Raw genomic sequence first — 17,128 nt, 5'->3', positions numbered from 1 at the left:
AGATCGGCATGGAGCACAACCTGGGGCTGACCTGCGATCCGGTGGGTGGCCTGGTGCAGATTCCGTGCATCGAGCGCAACGCGGTGGCGAGCATCAAGGCGATCACCGCGGCCCGGCTGGCGTTGCGCGGGGACGGGGTGCACCACGTGTCGTTGGACAAGGTCATCAAGACCATGCGGGAGACCGGCGCGGACATGAAGGTCAAGTACAAGGAGACCGCGCGGGGCGGGCTCGCCGTCAACGTCATCGAGTGCTGACCCCGTTGGGGTGACCCGGCGCGTGCCCGGGCCGGGACCGCGACGGACGGGGCGACGATGGTGCGGTGACGTCAGGCGTCGCGGCGCTCTGGTCCGCCCGCACCTCGCTGCGTATCCTGGTCCGGCGGGATCTCGCGGTGAAGTACCAGCAGTCTCTGCTGGGCTACTTCTGGTCGCTGATCGAGCCGCTCGGCATGGGCCTGATCTACTGGTTCGTCTTCGGCGTGCTCTACTCCGGCGCGACCCGGCGGCACCTGGGCGAGGCGGCCGGGTCGTACCCGCTGTTCCTGATCACCGGGATCTTCGCCTGGATGTGGGCGAGTTCGGCGCTGACCGAGGCCGCGAACGCGCTCACCGGGCAGTCCCGGCTGATCACCACGATGAACCTGCCCCGGCCGATCTTCCCGATCGGGCGGGTCACCGGCCGCTTCGCCGAGTACCTGGCCGGGCTGCCGATCCTGGTCGCCGTCGCGGCGATCTACGCGAGCCAGGGGAAGATCCGCCCCGGCTGGAGCCTGCTCGCCCTGCCGCTGGCGGTGGCGGTGCAGTTCGTGCTGCTGGTGGGCCTGGCGCTGCTGCTGTCGGCGGGCAACGTGCTGATGCGCGACATCGAGCGCACCATGCGGCTGGTCATCCGGCTGCTGTTCTACGCGACGCCGATCATCTATCCGCTCGACCTGGTCCGGGAGTCGGGCATGCCGGGCTGGCTCAAGATCGGGTACGAGCTGAACCCGCTGGTTGGAATCTTCCAACTGCACCACGCGGTCTGGTACCCGGACGAGTTCCCCGACGCCCGGCTGCTCATCATCACGGTGTCCGGCAGCGTGCTGGTGCTGGCACTCGGCTGGTGGGCGTTCCACCGCCTCGAACCGGCAGTGCTGAAGGAACTCTGAATGGCCCCGATCATCGAGGCGGACGGGCTCGGCATCCGGTTCGTCCGCAACCGGCGCCGTCAGCTGCGGCTGCGGGAGCTGATCGTGCACCGGGGCGCCCGCGACCCGGACGCGGGCCGGTTCTGGCCGCTGCGTGACCTGTCGTTCCGGATCGAACCGGGCGAGACGGTGGGCGTGGTGGGGCGCAACGGCACCGGTAAGAGCACGCTGCTGCGGCTGATCGCCGGCGTGCTCATCCCGGACGAGGGTTCGATCCGGGTGCACGGCCGGGTGGCGCCGCTGCTCGAACTGTCCGCCGGGTTCTCCGGCGACCTGACCGGCCGGGAGAACCTGTACCTGGTGGGCGGGCTGCACGGGCTGTCGTCGGCGTACCTGCGGGAACACTTCGACGAGATCGTCTCGTTCGCCGGTGAGCAGGTGGAACGCGCCATCGACACGTCGGTGCGGCACTACTCGTCGGGGATGAAGGTGCGGCTGGGCTTCGCGGTGATCGCGCACCTGCCGCACCCGGTGCTGCTTGTGGACGAGGTGACAGCGGTCGGGGACGCGGAGTTCCGCGCGAAGTGCTATGCGACCATCGAGCGACTTCTCGCGGAAGGGCGCACGCTGGTGCTGGTGTCACACAACGACAAGGACCTCACACGGTTCTGCCGTCGGGGGCTCTACCTCGACGCCGGACGGCTGATCGTCGACGGGACGATCGACGAGGCGCTGGCGGCCTACGCCGACGCGGCGAAGCGGTGACGCTCGCGATCGTGCTCGCCGCCGACCCGGCGGCGGGCCAGCTCACCGAGCGGCTGGCCGCGCAGTGGCGTCGGGCCGGGGCGGACGACGTGCGTATCGCCGCCGACCTGACCGAGCTGGCCGACCTGGTGGCCGCCGCGACCGGCCCGGTGCTGGTGAGCGGTGCGGACCTGGTGGCGCACACCGCCGTACTCAAGCATCTCGCGACCAGCCCGGTGGGGCCGACGGTGGCGCTGGTGCTCACCGATCCGCCCGCTCCCGGGCAGGCCACCGTGCGCGAGGAGCGCGGCCAGGTGGTCGAGGTCGACGCCGCCGACGCGAGCGGCGTGTTCGGCGGCGCGCTGCGGGTGGGCGCGGCCGACCTGCCGGCGCTCGCCGACGCCGCCCGCCGCGCCGCGGGCAGCGCCCCCGCCCGGGCCTCCGCGCCGGACGCGCGCCTGGCCGAGCCGCTGCTCGCGCCCGGCGCCGTTGACATGGCGTCCGCGTCGGGCGCCGGCACCGCCGACGCGGCGCCCAAGACCGGCGTCGACGCCGCCGGGGGCGGGCCGCTGGGCGCGGTGGACCGGCTCGTGGCCGACCTCGCCGCCCGCGGCACGCTGATCTTCGCCCAGCGGGTACGTCTGCTCGTGGCGCACCGGGTCGGCGACGAGGCGCAGCGGGCGGCGGCCGAGGCGGCGGTGTCCGCAGTCGACGAGGACCGGGCCGAGTTGAAGCTGTCGGTGAAGGAGCGGGACGACTTCTTCACCACGTTCTTCGTCAGCACCTGGTCGCCGTACGTCACGAAGGCGGCGGCGCGCATCGGGATCGGCCCGACCGGGGTCACCATGGTCTCGGTGGCGTTCGCGGTGGCCGCGGCGGTGCTGTTCGGCGTCGGTGGACGGCCCGCGCTGGTGACCGGGGCGGTCCTGCTCTACCTGGGGTTCGTGCTCGACTGCGTGGACGGGCAACTGGCCCGCTACACCCGGCACTTCAGCGCCTGGGGCGGCTGGCTGGACACGATGGCCGACCGCTTCAAGGAGTACGTGGTCTACGCCGGTCTCGGCTTCGGGGCCACGCACGCCGGGTTCCGGTACGGCTGGGCGCTGGCGCTGGCCGCGATGACGTTGCAGACCGTGCGGCACATGACCGACACCTGGTACGGGGCGTTGCACGACGAGGCGGCCCGGCGGCCCAAGGTGGTGAGCGCCGACGCGGGCGGCATCGGCGGGAAGCTGAACGCCGCGTCGACGCGGGTGCAGGCGGACACCGGGTCGGTGTCGTACTGGCTGAAGCGCACTGTGGTGTTCCCGATCGGGGAGCGGTGGGCGCTGATCGCGATCGCCGCCGCGCTGTTCGGGCCGCTGGTGGCGCTGGTCGCGGTGCTGGTCTGGGGGACGCTGGCGTTCGCGTACACCGGGGGGTTGCGGACCTTGCGGGCGCGGTGGATGCGGGTGCCGGTGATGGCCACTGTGGACGCGGGTCTGCACCGTGACGACGGCGTGCTGGCGCGGACGCTGCCGACCACGCGGCGGCCGCTGCTGCTGGCGGTGCTGGGCGCGCTCGGCGCGGCGGGGACGCTGGTGTGGGCGCTGCTCGCGGTGCACGGCGGCGGCGACCTGCCGGTCTGGGTGCCGGTGCTCGCGCTGGTGCTGCTGCTGGGCGCCGCGCAGGCTTCGCGGGCGCCGCACGAGGGGTCGCTGGACTGGCTGGTGCCGGCTGCGTTGCGGGCCGCCGAGTATCTGTTCGCCATCGCGGTCGGGGTGGCGGGCCGGGCACCGGCCTGGCTGATCTTCGGGTACGTGCTGGTGCTGACGCTGCACCACTACGACCTGACCGCCCGGCTGGAGAAGCGGCAGTCGGCTCCGCCGCTGCACGCCGCCACGCTGGGCTGGCCGGGGCGTTCCCTGCTGCTGGCAATCGGGCTGATCGCCGGATATGCGAGTATCGCTCTGGCTACACTCGGTGCGTACCTTCTCGTGGTTTTTGTCGCGAGCGTGGTCCTCGCCTGGGTGGTCCTGCCGGCCCGCGCCCGTGGGGGTGTGCGCTCGCCGGGCTGACGGAGGGCGGGCCGGGGTGACCTTGATCAGCTTCGTCGTGCCGGCCTTCAAGGTGCAGGGCTACCTGCGGGAATGCCTCGACTCGATCCTCGACCAGCCGTTCGCCGACCTCGAGGTGATCGGCGTCGACGACGCCTCCCCCGACGACAGCGGCGAGATCCTGGCCGAGTACGCGCTGCGCGACCCCCGGGTCCGCCCGGTGCGCCTCGCCGAGAACGTGGGGCTCGGTCCGGCCCGCAACATCGGGCTGGACCGGGCCGTCGGCGAGTACGTGTGGTTCGTCGACGGGGACGACTGGCTGGTGCCCGGCTGCCTGCCGCACGTCGCGGACCGGCTCCGCGACACCGCGCCGGACGTGCTGATCGTGGACCACGTCCGGGCGCACTGGAACAACATCGGCACCCGCAGCGCAATGCGCGAGGTGTTCCCGGTGCCGCCCGGCGCGACGACGTTCACGCTGCGGGACCGGCCGGAGACGCTGAAGCTGCTGCACACCGCGTGGAACCGGGTGGTACGGCGGGAGTTCCTGATCGAGCACGGGCTGCGCTTCGAACCGGGCTGGTACGAGGACGTCTCGTTCAGCTATCCGGCGCTGATGGCCGCCGGGCGGATCGGCGTACTCGACCGGATCTGCCTGAACTACCGGCAGCGCCGCACCGGCGCGATCACGAAGACCCGGGGGGACCGGCACTTCGAGGTCTTCGCGCAGTGGCACCGGGTGTTCGGGCTGATGGACCGCTGGCGGGTGACGGGGCTGCGGCCGGCGGTCTTCGAGCGGATGATCTGGCACTACCTGACGGTGCTCGGCAACGGCGAGCGGATCGCGCCCGAGCTGCGGGCGCCGTTCTTCGCCCAGATGCACGCCGACTACGTGCGGTTCCTGCCGCCCGAGGGCTATCCGGTCCCGCCCGGCCCGGAAGGGCTCAAGCACCGGCTGGTGGCGGCCGGGCGCTGGCGGACGTTCAGCGCGTTGCGCGAGGCGCACCAGGCGACGGAGACGGCCCGGCGGACCGCGCGGCGGGCCCGGCGACGGGTCACCCCGGTGGTGCGGCGTACCGCCCGGCGGGCCCGTGACCTGGCGCTGGGCGAGTACTACCGGGCCGAGCTGCACCGGCCGGTCGACCCGACGCTCGCCGTGTACGCGGCCTACTGGTACCGGGGCTACTCGTGCAACCCGGCGGCGATCTACGAGGCGGCCCGCCGGCTCGCGCCGCAGGTGCGCGGCGTGTGGATCGTCCGCCGCGACCGGGTGGCCGCGCTGCCGCCCGGTGTCGAGTACGTGGTGGCCGGCACCCGCGAGTACCACCGCGTGCTGGCGCGCGCCCGCTGGCTGGTCAACAACGTCAACTTCCCGGACTTCGTCCGCAAGCGGCCGGGCTCCGTGCACGTGCAGACCCACCACGGCACGCCGGTCAAGGTGATGGGGCTGGACCAGCAGCGCTACCCGGTGGGCGCGATGGGGATGGACTTCGCCGGGCTGCTGCGCCGGGTCGACCGCTGGGACTACAGCATCACCTCGAACAGCTTCTCCACGCAGATGTGGGAGCGGGCGTACCCGGCGGACTACACCACGCTCGAGGTCGGCTACCCGCGCAACGACCGGCTGGCGCTGGCCACCGCCGAGGACCGCGGCCAGGTCCGCGCCGCGCTGGGCATCGCACCCGACGAGTACGTGGTGCTCTACGCGCCGACGCACCGCGAGCACCTGCCCGGGTGGCGGCCACCGTTCGACCCGGACCGGATGCTCGACGTGCTCGGGCCCCGGGGCCGGCTGCTGATGCGCAGCCACTACTTCCACGACCGGGAGCGGCATCCCCGGGGACCGGCGGCGGACGGCGTGCTGGACGTGAGCGCGTACGACCGGGTGGAGGACCTCTACCTGGCGGCGGACGTACTGATCACCGACTATTCCTCGGCGATGTTCGACTACGCGGTGCTGGACCGGCCGATAGTGGTCTACGCGCCGGACTGGGACGCCTACCGGGTGGCCCGGGGCGTCTACTTCGACCTGCTGGCCGAGCCGCCGGGCGCGGTCGCGCTGGACTTCCCCGGGCTGCTCGACGTGTTCCGGTCCGGCGCGGTCGACGACGAGGCGGCCGAGCGGGCCCGGGCGGCGTTCCGGGCGCGGTTCTGCGCGCTGGACGACGGGCACGCCGCCGAGCGCGTGGTACGCCGCGTGTTCCTCGGCGAAACGCCGTAAAAGTGGTTACCGGCAGGTCACTTAACTGCGGAGCCCGGCGAACACCGCTTAATAGGACTGTCACGAGCCGAACATGGCACGTTTACCCGATGTGCGAATCAGATGATCCTGGTCACAGTCATTCCCGGGTTTGGGGAGAGAAAACTGGGGAGGTGGCGGTGGCGACCGTCGCGCTCAAGGATGTCACCAAGGTGTTCCCGGATGGAACAGTCGCGGTCGACACCATCAATCTGGACGTCAACGACGGCGAGTTCATGGTGCTGCTCGGCCCGTCGGGCTGCGGGAAGTCGACGGTGCTGCGCATGGTCGCCGGGCTGGAGGACCCGTCCTCCGGCGCGATCCTGCTCGGCGGTGAGCTGGCCAACGACCTGCCGCCACGCGACCGGAAGATCGCCATGGTCTTCCAGGACTTCGCGCTCTATCCGCACATGACGGTCGGCGACAACATCGGCTTCCCGCTGCGGCTCTCCGGCATCGAGCCCGGCCCGCGCGGCGAGCGGATCCAGGACGTGGCGAGCGCGCTCGGCATCGGCGACGTACTCGCGCGCAAGCCCAGCCAGCTCTCCGGCGGCCAGCGGCAGCGGGTCGCCATGGGGCGGGCGATAGTGCGCCGGCCCGGCCTGTTCCTCATGGACGAGCCGCTGTCGAACCTGGACAGCGGGCTGCGCGCCGAACTGCGGGCGGAGATCTCCGGCCTCACCCGCGAACTCGGCGTCACCACCATCTACGTCACCCACGACCAGGCCGAGGCGCTGACCATGGCCGACCGGGTGGCGATCATGCGCAAGGGCGTGCTCCAGGACGTGGGCACCCCCACCCAGGTGTACGGGCGCCCGGCCACGCTCTACGTCGCCGCGTTCCTGGGCAGCCCCCGGATGAACCTGCTGGAGGCGTCGGTCTACGTGCACCTCGACCGGTACGTCGCGCTGAACCTCGGTGAGCAGTCGCTCTACCTGCCCTGGGACGACATCCGCAGCCGGGCGGTGGCGCACTACCACGGCGAGCGGATCGTGGTCGGCATGCGCGCGGAGGCGCTCACCCCGGTCGCCCCGGACACCGCCGGTGACGTACTGCACGGGCGCATCCGCTATCTGGAGCACCACGGCCACGAGTCGCTCGCGTTCCTCGACATCGGCGCCACCGCGATCGTCGTGGACGAGATGGGCACCGCTGTCGAGCAGGCCGCACCGGGCCAGCGCGGCCTGCGCCGGTTCAACCAGGTGATGCAGCGGCTCACCGGGCGCGCCACGGAGTCTTCCGCGCCCGCCCCGGAAACGGGCGGCGGCGGCAACCGGACGAGCGTGCTGCCCGACCCGGGCCGCCACCACCGTCGTCCGGCGGAACTGGCGGTACGGCTGGCGCCGTACCCGCAGGTGTCGCCCGGGCACCCGCTCGCCGTGCAGGTGCGGATGGACGCGCTGCACTTCTTCGACGAGCGAGGCGACCGTATCGACGTCGGCTGGCGGTGAAAGGAAGGGCACCCTGTTAACGCCTCCGGTAGAGGAAGGGCCCCTTATTAACAGCCGCCGCCCGGAGGGACGGGCGGGTGACGGCGGTACGGGCCCCAGCCGACGAAGCGGGCGAACATGTCGGCCGGGGCGGGCGCGTCGTTCGGGTTGAGCCGGTAGAGGTCGCGCGTCGCCTCGTACAGCAGCCCGCACAGGTAGATGGACAGCCCGATCCGGTTGTCCTCGTACTCGCTGCGCAGCAGCAGACGGGCCGTCGGGCACGGCCACGGCTGGCCGCAGGACCTGCAGCACCACATCGGACGCAGCGGCGTGTGCGGGGTGGCGTGCAACGGGTACGGCCGGGGTCGATCCGGCTTGGGTCCGTCCGGCGGCTGCCCGAGCTGGTGGCTGATCACCGAGGCTCCTCGTGGCCGTCGCGCCGGTTGCCGGCGTCGCCGCCGCGCTGCTCCGGGACCGGCCAGCGACCGCCGTTCGCCCGCCACTGCTGGGCCGGGGTGAGGTTGCCGACCCGGCCGGGACCCATCGTCGGGAGTGGACGGGTGGGTTGCCGCATCCAGTCCGGCAGATTGTCGCCCCGTACCCGCTGGGGCAGTGTCGGTGCCGACGCACCCCGGCAGCGGAACCAGCGCAGTCGCACGGCGCAACTCCTCTCGGTAGCGGGAATCGGACGAATTCGATTCCACTGCGTGACAGTCTCGTCACCGCGCCGCTAGGGTCGGAAGGCGTTCCACCCCCACCTTCCCGGCCGTCCGACCGGCCGATTTCCGTGTGCAGCCGTGTGCAGAGGTGTGCAGATGATCCGTGTGCCGTTGTGGGAACTGTTCGCCGGTGAGCTACGTCGGTTACGTACCGATGCGGGGCTTACCCAGGAGGCGCTGGGCGAGCGGGTGAGCTATTCGGCGTCGCTGGTGGCGGCCGTCGAGCAGTGCCGCCGCGCGCCGCGCGCCGAGTTCACCGAGCGCTGCGACGAGGTGCTGAACGGCGGCGGCCTGCTGGTGCGGATCCGTGACGCGCTGATGCAGGAGGCGCTGATGCCGTGGCTCCGCGAGTGGGTGAGCATCGAGCAGGAAGCTGCCTCACTGCGTAGCTTCGAGCCGCTGGTGGTGCCTGGTCTGTTGCAGACCGAGGGGTACGCCCGCGCGCTCTACGAAGGGGCCGCGCAGTTCGTCGGCGAGGCTGTCGAACAGCAGGTGGCCGCCCGGCTGGCCCGGCAGTCGGTGCTGGACGGCCCGACGCCGCCGCAGTTCGTGGTGGTGCTCGACCACGCGGTGCTGGCTCGCCCGGTCGGCGGGCCGAAGGTGATGCGGGAGCAGTTGGAGCACCTGATCGAGATGGCGCGGCGGCCGAGGGTGCACCTGCATCTGGTGCCGGAGACGGTCGGTGCCTATCCGGGGCTCAACGGTGCCTTCGTGCTCGCGACCCCGGCCGACGGCGACGATCTGGGCTATCTGGATAACCCGTTGCACGGCACAATCGTGGAGCGCACGGTGGACGTGAACTCACTGCGGCAGACGTGGGAGTCCATCCGCGCGGAGGCGATGCCGCACGGGGCGACCCTGGCGGCGATTTCGGAGGCGGCGAAGCGATGGAGTTGACCGGCGCGATCTGGCGCAAGAGCACCCGCAGCAGCGGTAACGGCGGGAACTGTGTCGAGGTGGCGGACAACCTGCCCGGCGTGGTGGGGGTGCGGGACAGCAAGGACCGGCAGGGGCCGGCGCTGACGTTCAGGCCGTCGAGCTGGGCGGCGTTCGTCGCGTACGCCAAGCGCGCCTGACCCGTAGCGGTCAACCGGCAGCCGGGTCGCGAACGCTGGTCCGACGATCAGCGTTCGTGCTCGGCTCATCAATGAGTGGCAGAGCTGGACGTCGTGCCGTGCGGAGGCGATGCCGCACGGGGCGACTCTGGCGGCGATCTCGGAGGCGGCGAAGCGATGGAGTTGACCGGCGCGATCTGGCGCAAGAGCACCCGCAGCAGCGGCAATTCCGGCAACTGCGTGGAGGTGGCGGACAATCTGCCCGGCGTGGTGGGAGTGCGGGACAGCAAGGACCGGCAGGGGCCGGCGCTGACGTTCACGCCGTGGAGCTGGGCGGCGTTCGTCGCGTACACGAAGCGGGGTTAGGCAGCGACCGCCGTCGTCACCCGGCGGCGGTGGTCCGCCGTTCCGGCGCGAACGGCCACTCCTCGAACGACAGGCAGCGGCCGTCCTCGGCGAACCGCATGATCCAGAGGTCGCGCCACTCCTGGTGGACCGGGTCGCCGTACCGGACCTGCACCCGTGCCACAGCGGTGTCGCCGTCGACCGCGACGACCTCCGAGGTCATCTGGAAGACCTCGTCGGGTCCGTCGCGCTCGCTGTCCCACATGCGGACGATGGCGGGCAGGCCGACCACCGGATCCCGGTACGGCCCCTGCTGGTACCTCGCGTCGGCCGTGAACAACGTGCCGAGCGCCGTCGTCCCCGGTGTGCGCCACGCCTGCTCGTACGCCGCGATCCAGGCGGCCACCCGATCCCTGTCCATGGCTGCCAGCCTGCCATCCCCGCCCGCCCGGATCTCCCACATCGGCCGCCCGGGGTCGTCGTTGTGCACGACGACGTCGGCGTGCTCGGCCGGGCGGGCAGTGGCGAAGTAGAGCCGCTGGGCGGGAAGGTAACGCTCCCGCCAGCGCCGTTCGACGTCGGCTCTCGTTGCCACGCGGCTCTCGCGGATCACGGCACGGTCCACCGTCTTGTCGAGCGCGGTCGACACGAAGACGCGCAGCTCCCACCGGTCGACCAGTTCCGGGCGCAGCAGGAAGACACCGTCGAACACCAGCACGGCGTCCGCCGGAGCGGTCGTGGGCGGCGGGGACAGCACCGTATCCGTCGCGTGGTCGTAGACCGTGTGCCGGAAGCGTCGATCTCCGGCCGGGCCGAGCGGATCGAGCAGCACCCGGTTCAGCGACCCGTGATCGTGGGTGTCGACGTAGCAGCCCTCGGCCGAGAACTCGCCGCGCCGGTAACGCTGGGCGCGGGGGAAGAGGAAGTCGTCCACCGTCGCGCGGATGACGTACCGGCCCCGGGCGCGCAGGACGGCGGCCAGCTCGTCGGCGAGCGTGGTCTTGCCGGCAGCGGGCGGCCCGTCGACCGCGACCCGGGTCGGGTGCGGCACGGTGACGGACCCGACCGCGTCGGCCAGGAGGCCGATCAGCTCGCGGCGGGGATAAATGGATTGCCCCTGCGCCGGGCCGGGAGTTTCACTGCCGCCCATGCCGTCCCCCTCACCGGTCTTCGTCGCGGGCACAGGTCGTTCGGGCACCTCGCGGATCGCCGACGTCATCGGCCAGCACCCGCTGATCCACCGGATCCCGATGGAAACCAAGTTCATCGTCGAACCCGGCGGCCTGCGGGACCTGGCCGACGCGCTCACCGAACGGTACGACCCCATCGTCGGCGAGGACGCCCTGCAGCGGCTCAGCGACTTCCTGACCGTACGGGTGCCCGGACGGCGTGACGATCGTGGCAAGACCGTGCCCGAGCTGGTCGGCGAACGGCGCTACCGGGACGCCGTACACCAGCTCTGGCCGCTGTTGATCGCGGACGCCTTCGAGGAGCCCGCGCCCGCGGCGGGCTTCGGCGACGGCGACCGGCCCGCCGGGCCGTTCGGGCCGACGGGCCGACGACGGGTCGTGCCGAGGTACTTCCGCGACCGGGCCGAGCTGATCGCCGTCCTGCGCGGTCTGGTCGAGACGCTGTTCGGCGGGGCGGCGGCCGACGCGGGCAAGCCGACGTGGTGCGAGAAGACGCCGTTCAATCTCTTCGCCATGGACTTCCTCTGGGAGCTGGTCCCCGAGGCGACGATCGTGCACATCACACGGCACCCGGTCTCGGTGCTCGCCTCCCACCTGGCCCAGCCGTGGGCGCCGTCAACAGTCGACGGGGCGCTGGCCTACCTCGTGCCGGTCTATCAGCGATGGCTGGCCTGGAGGAACGCGGCCGACCTGACGACCCGGCGGTACGTCGAGGTGAAGGCGGAAGACCTCGCGGCCGACTGGGCCGGGCAGCGGCGCGCCCTGTTCGCACGGCTCGGCGTCGAGGACGCCGTCACCGCGTCGACGTTCCAGGCGGGCAAGCTCGCGCACCGCGACGAGCAGTTCGACGCCGGCACCCGCGCAAAGATCGAGCGGGAACTGGGCGAGATCATCCCCGCGATGGGCTACGACATGACGCAGACCGCGAAGGGCGCAACGAGATAGCCGAGCGCTGATGGCGCCGCAGACGTGCCAGTCTCCGCACCGTAGATCTTGGTAGGAAAAGGCCCCTCTGGGGGCACTTTCGTACCAAGATCTACTCGAGGCTCAGTATCCGGAGCGTAAATCTTGATATTTGGGAGGGTGGCACGAGTGTGGCGGGATGAAGTGATCGTCTCGTGTCCCAATGTCTCTTATCAAGAGACAAGCCATGGAGATTTCGGCTCGGATGTCACTTTGCTGGAGACATCGGGCCGCCGGGCTCATCGTCTTGCCGGGTTGGTTACCGGCGAGTAGCGTTCGGGCATGAGCATCGACTCTCGCCAGGTCGCGGCCGGTCTCCTCGACGCCGTGCCGTTCGCCCGCACGCTCGGGATCGAGTTCGTCGAGGTGGCGCCCGAGGCCGAGGGCGGGGTCCGGGCCGTGGTCCGGCTCCCCGACGACCCGGCGCACCACAACCACGTTGGCGGCCCGCATGCCGGGGCCATGTTCACGCTGGGGGAGAGCGCCTCGGGCGCGGTCGTCCTGGCCGCGTTCGGGCAGGTGCTCGACCGGGCCGTACCCCTGGCCGTGACCGCGACCATCCGCTACCTCAAGGTGGCGGTGGGGCCGGTGCTGGCGACGGCGCGGCTCGGCGGTGTCCCCGCCGAGGTGCTGGCCGAGCTGGACGCCGGGCGACGGCCCGAGTTCCCGGTCGAGGTGGAGGTGCGCACCGAGGACGGCACGCTCACCTCCTCGCTCACCGTGATCTGGACGCTGCGCCCGAACCGCTGAGCCCTGAACGGGTTTGCCCGGGGCGAGCGCCGGATAGATTCAAGCGATGCTGGGCCTCCCCGCGCACGTGAGCGCGTGTCTCTTCGATCTGGACGGTGTGCTGACGCAGACCGCCAAGGTGCACAACGCCGCCTGGGCGGAGACGTTCGACGCCTACCTGCGGCGACGGTCCGTCGAAACCGGCGAGCCGTTCCAACCGTTCGACCCCGGACCGGACTACAACCGTTACGTGGACGGCAGACCGCGCGCCGACGGGGTGCGCACATTCCTGGCCTCGCGTGGCATCACCCTGCCCGAGGGCTCACCCGACGACCCACCCGAGGCGGACACGGTCAACGGCCTCGGCAACCGCAAGAACGTCGTCCTGCTCCAGCGGATCGAGCAGCACGGCGTCGAGGCGTACGAAGGTTCGGTTCGCTACCTGGAGGCCGCCACCGCGGCCGGGCTGCGGCGGGCGGTCGTCTCGGCCAGCGCCAACTGCGCCGCCGTGGTGCACGCCGCCGGGCTGGACCACTGGCTGGAGGCGCGGGTCGACGGCGTGGTCGCCCGCGCGAACGGGCTGCGCGGCAAACCGGCCCCGGACACGTTCCTGGAAGGCGCACGGCTGCTCGGCGTCGAACCGGCGCAGGCCGCCGTCTTCGAGGACGCCCTCGCCGGCGTGGCCGCCGGACGGGCCGGCGGATTCGGGTACGTGATCGGCGTCGACCGGGTCGGCCAGGCCGACGAGCTGCTGGCGCACGGCGCCGACGTGGTGGTCACCGACCTCGCCGAACTGCTCGCGGCGGAGCCGGCCGCGTGATCCGGGAACGGGCGTATCCGGTCGAGCCCTGGCATGTCCGGGAGGTACGCCTCGACATGGACGTGCTGGCCCAGTCCGAGTCGGTGTTCGCGCTCTCCAACGGGCACATCGGGCTGCGCGGCAACCTCGACGAGGGTGAGCCGCACGGCCTGCCCGGCACCTACCTGAACTCCTTCTACGAGCTGCGCCCGCTGCCGTACGCGGAAGCCGGCTTCGGCTTCCCCGAGTCCGGGCAGACCATCGTCAACGTCACCAACGGCAAACTGATCCGGCTGCTCGTGGACGACGAACCGCTCGACGTCCGCTACGGCGAGGTGCTCGCCCACGAGCGGGTCCTCGACATGCGCGCCGGGACGCTCCAACGCGACCTGCACTGGCGTTCCCCGGCCGGGCGCGAGGTCAAGGTCCGCACCACCCGGCTGGTGTCGTTCACCCAGCGCTCGGTCGCCGCCATCCACTACGAGGTGGAGCCGGTCGACGGGCCGCTGCGGCTGATCCTCCAGTCCGAGCTGGTCGCCAACGAGACGCTGCCGCCGCAGAGCCGCGACCCCCGGGTGGCCGCCGTACTGGAGTCACCGCTGCAGGCCGAGGAGGAACTCACCACCGACGACGGCGGCCTGCTCATCCACCGGACCAAGGTCAGCGGCCTGCGGGTCGCCGCCGCCATGGGCCACGACGTGCACGGCCCCGAACGCACCACGATCGAGAGCGAAGGGTACGAGGACTGGGTCCGCACCACCATCGGCTGCGTGCTCAAGCCCGGCGAGAAGCTGCACGTGATCAAGTACCTCACGTACGGCTGGTCCAGCCGCCGGTCGCTGCCGGCGCTGCGCGACCAGGTCGGCGCGGCGCTCGCCGCGGCCCGGCTCGACGGCTGGGACGGGCTCGCCGGGGCGCAGCGGGAATACCTCGACGCGTTCTGGGACGCCGCCGACGTGCGCGTCGAAGGCGACCCGGAGGTCCAGCAGGCCGTCCGCTTCGGCCTCTTCCACGTGCTCCAGGCCGGCGCCCGCGGGGAACGGCGGCCGATCTCCGCCAAGGGCCTCACCGGCCCCGGGTACGACGGCCACGCATTCTGGGACACCGAGATGTTCGTGCTGCCGGTGCTCACGTACACCCAGCCCGGCGCGGTCCGCGACGCGCTGCAGTGGCGGCACGCCACGCTCGCCCAGGCCCAGGAGCGGGCCCGCACGCTGAACCTCGAAGGCGCCGCCTTCCCGTGGCGCACCATCGAAGGACCCGAGTCGTCGGCGTACTGGCCGGCCGGAACCGCCGCGTTCCACATCGCCGCCGACGTCGCCGACGCGCTGCGCCGCTACGTGCTGGTCACCGGCGACGAGACACTGGAACGCGAGATCGGACTGGAACTGCTTGTCGAGACCGCCCGGCTGTGGCGATCCCTCGGCCACCACGACCGGGCCGGGCAGTTCCACATCGACGGCGTGACCGGCCCCGACGAGTACACAGCCGTGAAGAACGACAACGTCTACACCAACCTGATGGCGCAGCGGAACCTGCGTACCGCCGCGGACTGCGCGATGCGCTACCGGGACCAGGCCCTCGACCTCGGCGTCACCGAAGAGGAAGCCGCCGCGTGGCGGGACGCCGCGAACGACATGCACGTCCCGTACGACGCCGAGACCGAGGTGCACGAGCAGGTCGAGGGGTTCACCCGGTTCCAGGAGTGGGACTTCGAGCACACGCCACCGGAGAAGTACCCGCTGCTGCTGCACTACCCGTACTTCGACCTCTACCGCAAGCAGGTCGTCAAGCAGGCCGACCTGGTGCTCGCCATGCACTGGCGGGGCGACGCCTTCAGCGCCGCCGAGAAACTGCGCAACTTCGTCTACTACGAGCGGCGCACCGTACGCGACTCGTCGTTGAGCGCCTGCACCCAGGCGGTGCTCGCGGCCGAGGTCGGCTTCCTCGAACTGGCCCACCGCTACCTGCGCGAGGCCGCGCTGATGGACCTGCACGACCTGAACGAGAACACCCGCGACGGCGTGCACATGGCGTCCCTGGCCGGCGCCTGGATCGCGCTCGTCGCCGGATTCGGCGGCCTGCGGGACCACGACGGGACGCTCTCCTTCGCGCCCCGGCTCTCCAGCCGCCTCAGCCGACTGGAGTTCTCGCTCCAGTGGCGCGGGATGCGACTGCGCGTCGACGTGCGGCCGCACCAGACCACGTACTCGCTGCGCAACGGCGGCCCGGACACGGTGGTGGAGCTGCGGCACCACGGCGAGCCGCTGCGGGTCACCTCGGCGCAGCCGGTCACCGTGCCGATCCCGCCCGAGCACCCGACCGAGCCGCAGCCGGAGCAGCCGCAGGGCCGCGCGCCGCTGATGCACCTGCCGGAACGCATGTAGCGGTCCCGCCTCCGAAGAGGCGGGACCGCTCGGTACGCGTACCCTCAGAACTGGCGGCCGTTTGACGGGCGCCCGCCGGCGTCGCGCGGCGCCGTGGCCCGCGGATCGTCGGATGTCCGCGCCGTCGAGGCGCGGTCGGCCCAGTCCGGCGAGCCCTCAAGCTCCCGCTTGCGGCGCTCCTGGTCGGTGAGTTCCTGTTCCCGGGACCTGTCCTGTTTCGCCATGACGATCCTCGCGATCCGTCGGGGTCCGTGGTCACCCCGCGCGTTCCCGCCCGGCGGCGGCTCAACCGTCCAGGTGGCGGGCGAAGCTGCGCCGCAGGTGGTCCTTGGGGCGGGAGCCGACGATCGAGCCGACCACCTCGCCGTCCCGGAACACCAGCATGGTCGGCGCGGACATGATCCGGTGGGCGCGGGTGGTGGCCGGGTTCTCGTCGGTGTTGAGGGTGACGAAGCGCAGCGCGTCGCCGAACTCCTTGGCCAGCTCGGCCAGGTGCTTCGACACCAGCCGGCACGGCGGGCACCACTCGGCCCAGAAGTCGACCACCACGGGCCGGTCGGCGGCCAGCACGGTGGCCGCGAAAGTGTCGTCGGTGACCGGGGTCAGCCGGCCGGTCCCCGTGTCCTGAGGCATGTTTCCTCCCGTTGGGCGATCGCGTGGGCGAGCTGGTCGTGCAGGCGGCGGCGGACGTCGCCCAGCCGGTCGAGGTAGTCGTCCACCTCGGCGAGCTTGCGCCGCAGCACCGCCACCGAATCGGGGCAGACGTCACCGGAGTCGTTCCCCGCGCGCAGGCAGGCGACGAACGGGCGGATGTCGTCCAGGCCGAAACCGATCGCCAGCAGGGAGCGGATCTCGCGGACGACGCGCAGTTCCGCCTCGTCGTAGACCCGGTACCCGTTGGCGGACCGGCCCGGCCGGACCAGGCCGTGGGTCTCGTAGTAGCGCAGGGTGCGGGTGCTCGTACCGGCCCGCCGCGCCAGCTCCCCGATCCGCATCCGCCGCCCCCGTCCCTGCCTGGTGAATCGACGCTAAACCTTGCCGCCGACGTCAACGCAACCCCGCACGCGCGGCCTCCCCGCGCGGCGTTCCCCGCCGGCTGTCCCCGTCGATCATGAGGTTGACGGCGTTGTGGATCTCCAAATCTGCCGCCAACTTCATGATCGACCCCGTCGGGCGGGGTCCGGCGGGGCTGGGGTGGCGTCTCCGTGGATCTTGGTACGAAACGGCCCCTCCAGGGGCTGTTCAGTCCCATGACATCTGTCAGCGTTGAAGTCCCGATACATGTGTCACGTGGTAGGGATCTTGGGTCGGGTGGTATGTGCTGCCGGGCATGGCTTCTCGGCGGCATGTGATGAACCTGCTG

At 71.7% G+C, this 17,128-nt stretch carries 19 protein-coding genes and 1 pseudogene; 13 read left to right on the top strand and 7 right to left on the bottom strand.

Annotation, left to right across the window (positions count from 1 at the left end; all coding sequences use genetic code 11):
• The 6 genes from BAW75_RS31755 to BAW75_RS31730 all read left to right on the top strand — a co-directional run.
• Window positions 1-257, top strand: a 257-nt coding sequence (locus BAW75_RS31755) for an L-serine ammonia-lyase, iron-sulfur-dependent, subunit alpha (RefSeq protein WP_208635289.1), incomplete at its 5' end; no start/stop codon positions are given.
• Between the two features lie 65 nt (window positions 258-322).
• Window positions 323-1,150, top strand: a complete 828-nt coding sequence (locus tag BAW75_RS31750) for an ABC transporter permease (protein ID WP_104115980.1) — start codon at window positions 323-325, stop codon at window positions 1,148-1,150.
• On the top strand, window positions 1,151-1,894 hold the full coding sequence (locus BAW75_RS31745) for an ABC transporter ATP-binding protein (RefSeq protein WP_030503547.1): 744 nt from the start codon (window positions 1,151-1,153) through the stop codon (window positions 1,892-1,894).
• Window positions 1,891-3,930: a DUF5941 domain-containing protein gene (locus tag BAW75_RS31740; RefSeq protein ID WP_104115979.1), complete on the top strand. Its 2,040-nt coding sequence runs from the start codon at window positions 1,891-1,893 to the stop codon at window positions 3,928-3,930. Before BAW75_RS31745 ends, BAW75_RS31740 begins: the two co-directional genes overlap by 4 nt.
• A 16-nt stretch (window positions 3,931-3,946) precedes the next feature.
• Window positions 3,947-6,130, top strand: a complete 2,184-nt coding sequence (locus BAW75_RS31735) for a bifunctional glycosyltransferase/CDP-glycerol:glycerophosphate glycerophosphotransferase (protein ID WP_104115978.1) — start codon at window positions 3,947-3,949, stop codon at window positions 6,128-6,130.
• Between the two features lie 158 nt (window positions 6,131-6,288).
• Complete coding sequence (locus tag BAW75_RS31730; protein ID WP_104115982.1) at window positions 6,289-7,599, top strand: ABC transporter ATP-binding protein; 1,311 nt, start codon at window positions 6,289-6,291, stop codon at window positions 7,597-7,599.
• Window positions 7,600-7,646: 47 nt separating this feature from the next.
• Here BAW75_RS31730 and BAW75_RS31725 read toward each other — a convergent pair whose 3' ends face one another.
• Together BAW75_RS31725 and BAW75_RS31720 are read right to left on the bottom strand one after the other, a co-directional pair.
• Window positions 7,647-7,994, bottom strand: coding sequence for a hypothetical protein (locus tag BAW75_RS31725; protein ID WP_104115977.1), 348 nt, complete (start codon window positions 7,992-7,994; stop codon window positions 7,647-7,649).
• Window positions 7,991-8,236: a hypothetical protein gene (locus BAW75_RS31720; RefSeq protein ID WP_043327123.1), complete on the bottom strand. Its 246-nt coding sequence runs from the start codon at window positions 8,234-8,236 to the stop codon at window positions 7,991-7,993. The genes BAW75_RS31725 and BAW75_RS31720 overlap by 4 nt, the downstream gene beginning before the upstream one ends.
• Before the next feature lie 157 nt (window positions 8,237-8,393).
• On the opposite strand from BAW75_RS31720, the gene BAW75_RS31715 reads away from it, so the two are divergent.
• From BAW75_RS31715 to BAW75_RS31700, 3 genes are all read left to right on the top strand, one after another.
• Complete coding sequence (locus BAW75_RS31715) at window positions 8,394-9,194, top strand: helix-turn-helix domain-containing protein (RefSeq protein WP_104115981.1); 801 nt, start codon at window positions 8,394-8,396, stop codon at window positions 9,192-9,194.
• Window positions 9,185-9,373, top strand: coding sequence for a DUF397 domain-containing protein (locus BAW75_RS31710; protein ID WP_104115976.1), 189 nt, complete (start codon window positions 9,185-9,187; stop codon window positions 9,371-9,373). Before BAW75_RS31715 ends, BAW75_RS31710 begins: the two co-directional genes overlap by 10 nt.
• 156 nt (window positions 9,374-9,529) lie before the next feature.
• Window positions 9,530-9,718, top strand: coding sequence for a DUF397 domain-containing protein (locus BAW75_RS31700; RefSeq protein WP_104115975.1), 189 nt, complete (start codon window positions 9,530-9,532; stop codon window positions 9,716-9,718).
• A gap of 16 nt (window positions 9,719-9,734) precedes the next feature.
• Here the strand turns inward: BAW75_RS31700 and BAW75_RS33170 are convergent, their stop codons facing one another.
• Both BAW75_RS33170 and BAW75_RS33165 read right to left on the bottom strand, forming a co-directional pair.
• Window positions 9,735-10,118: a nuclear transport factor 2 family protein gene (locus BAW75_RS33170; RefSeq protein WP_167435651.1), complete on the bottom strand. Its 384-nt coding sequence runs from the start codon at window positions 10,116-10,118 to the stop codon at window positions 9,735-9,737.
• Between the two features lie 24 nt (window positions 10,119-10,142).
• Window positions 10,143-10,847 (bottom strand): annotated as a pseudogene (locus tag BAW75_RS33165) (nucleoside/nucleotide kinase family protein); the annotation flags it as partial.
• Here BAW75_RS33165 and BAW75_RS31690 point away from each other — a divergent pair.
• The 4 genes from BAW75_RS31690 (at window position 10,846) to BAW75_RS31675 (ending at window position 15,765) form a co-directional block, all read left to right on the top strand.
• On the top strand, window positions 10,846-11,832 hold the full coding sequence (locus BAW75_RS31690; RefSeq protein ID WP_244206335.1) for a sulfotransferase family protein: 987 nt from the start codon (window positions 10,846-10,848) through the stop codon (window positions 11,830-11,832). The pseudogene BAW75_RS33165 and the gene BAW75_RS31690 sit on opposite strands and share 2 nt — an antisense overlap.
• A gap of 300 nt (window positions 11,833-12,132) precedes the next feature.
• Entirely contained in the window at window positions 12,133-12,600 is a 468-nt protein-coding gene (locus BAW75_RS31685) for a DUF4442 domain-containing protein (RefSeq protein WP_030503534.1), read from the top strand.
• 46 nt (window positions 12,601-12,646) lie between these two features.
• On the top strand, window positions 12,647-13,399 hold the full coding sequence (locus BAW75_RS31680) for an HAD family hydrolase (RefSeq protein WP_104115972.1): 753 nt from the start codon (window positions 12,647-12,649) through the stop codon (window positions 13,397-13,399).
• The gene (locus BAW75_RS31675; protein WP_104115971.1) at window positions 13,396-15,765 is read left to right on the top strand and encodes a glycoside hydrolase family 65 protein; all 2,370 of its coding nucleotides are present in this window, start codon (window positions 13,396-13,398) and stop codon (window positions 15,763-15,765) included. The genes BAW75_RS31680 and BAW75_RS31675 overlap by 4 nt, the downstream gene beginning before the upstream one ends.
• Window positions 15,766-15,809: 44 nt before the next feature.
• Here the strand turns inward: BAW75_RS31675 and BAW75_RS31670 are convergent, their stop codons facing one another.
• The 3 genes from BAW75_RS31670 to BAW75_RS31660 form a co-directional block, all read right to left on the bottom strand.
• Window positions 15,810-15,989: a hypothetical protein gene (locus BAW75_RS31670; RefSeq protein ID WP_030503531.1), complete on the bottom strand. Its 180-nt coding sequence runs from the start codon at window positions 15,987-15,989 to the stop codon at window positions 15,810-15,812.
• Between the two features lie 61 nt (window positions 15,990-16,050).
• Complete coding sequence (locus BAW75_RS31665; protein ID WP_104115970.1) at window positions 16,051-16,398, bottom strand: thioredoxin family protein; 348 nt, start codon at window positions 16,396-16,398, stop codon at window positions 16,051-16,053.
• Window positions 16,368-16,760: a MerR family transcriptional regulator gene (locus BAW75_RS31660; RefSeq protein WP_030503529.1), complete on the bottom strand. Its 393-nt coding sequence runs from the start codon at window positions 16,758-16,760 to the stop codon at window positions 16,368-16,370. Before BAW75_RS31660 ends, BAW75_RS31665 begins: the two co-directional genes overlap by 31 nt.
• Between the last annotated feature and the right edge of the window lie 368 nt (window positions 16,761-17,128).

It is taken from the genome of Micromonospora chalcea (assembly GCF_002926165.1).
Taxonomy (GTDB): domain Bacteria; phylum Actinomycetota; class Actinomycetes; order Mycobacteriales; family Micromonosporaceae; genus Micromonospora; species Micromonospora chalcea.
This window is presented reverse-complemented; position numbering and strand designations above follow the sequence as displayed.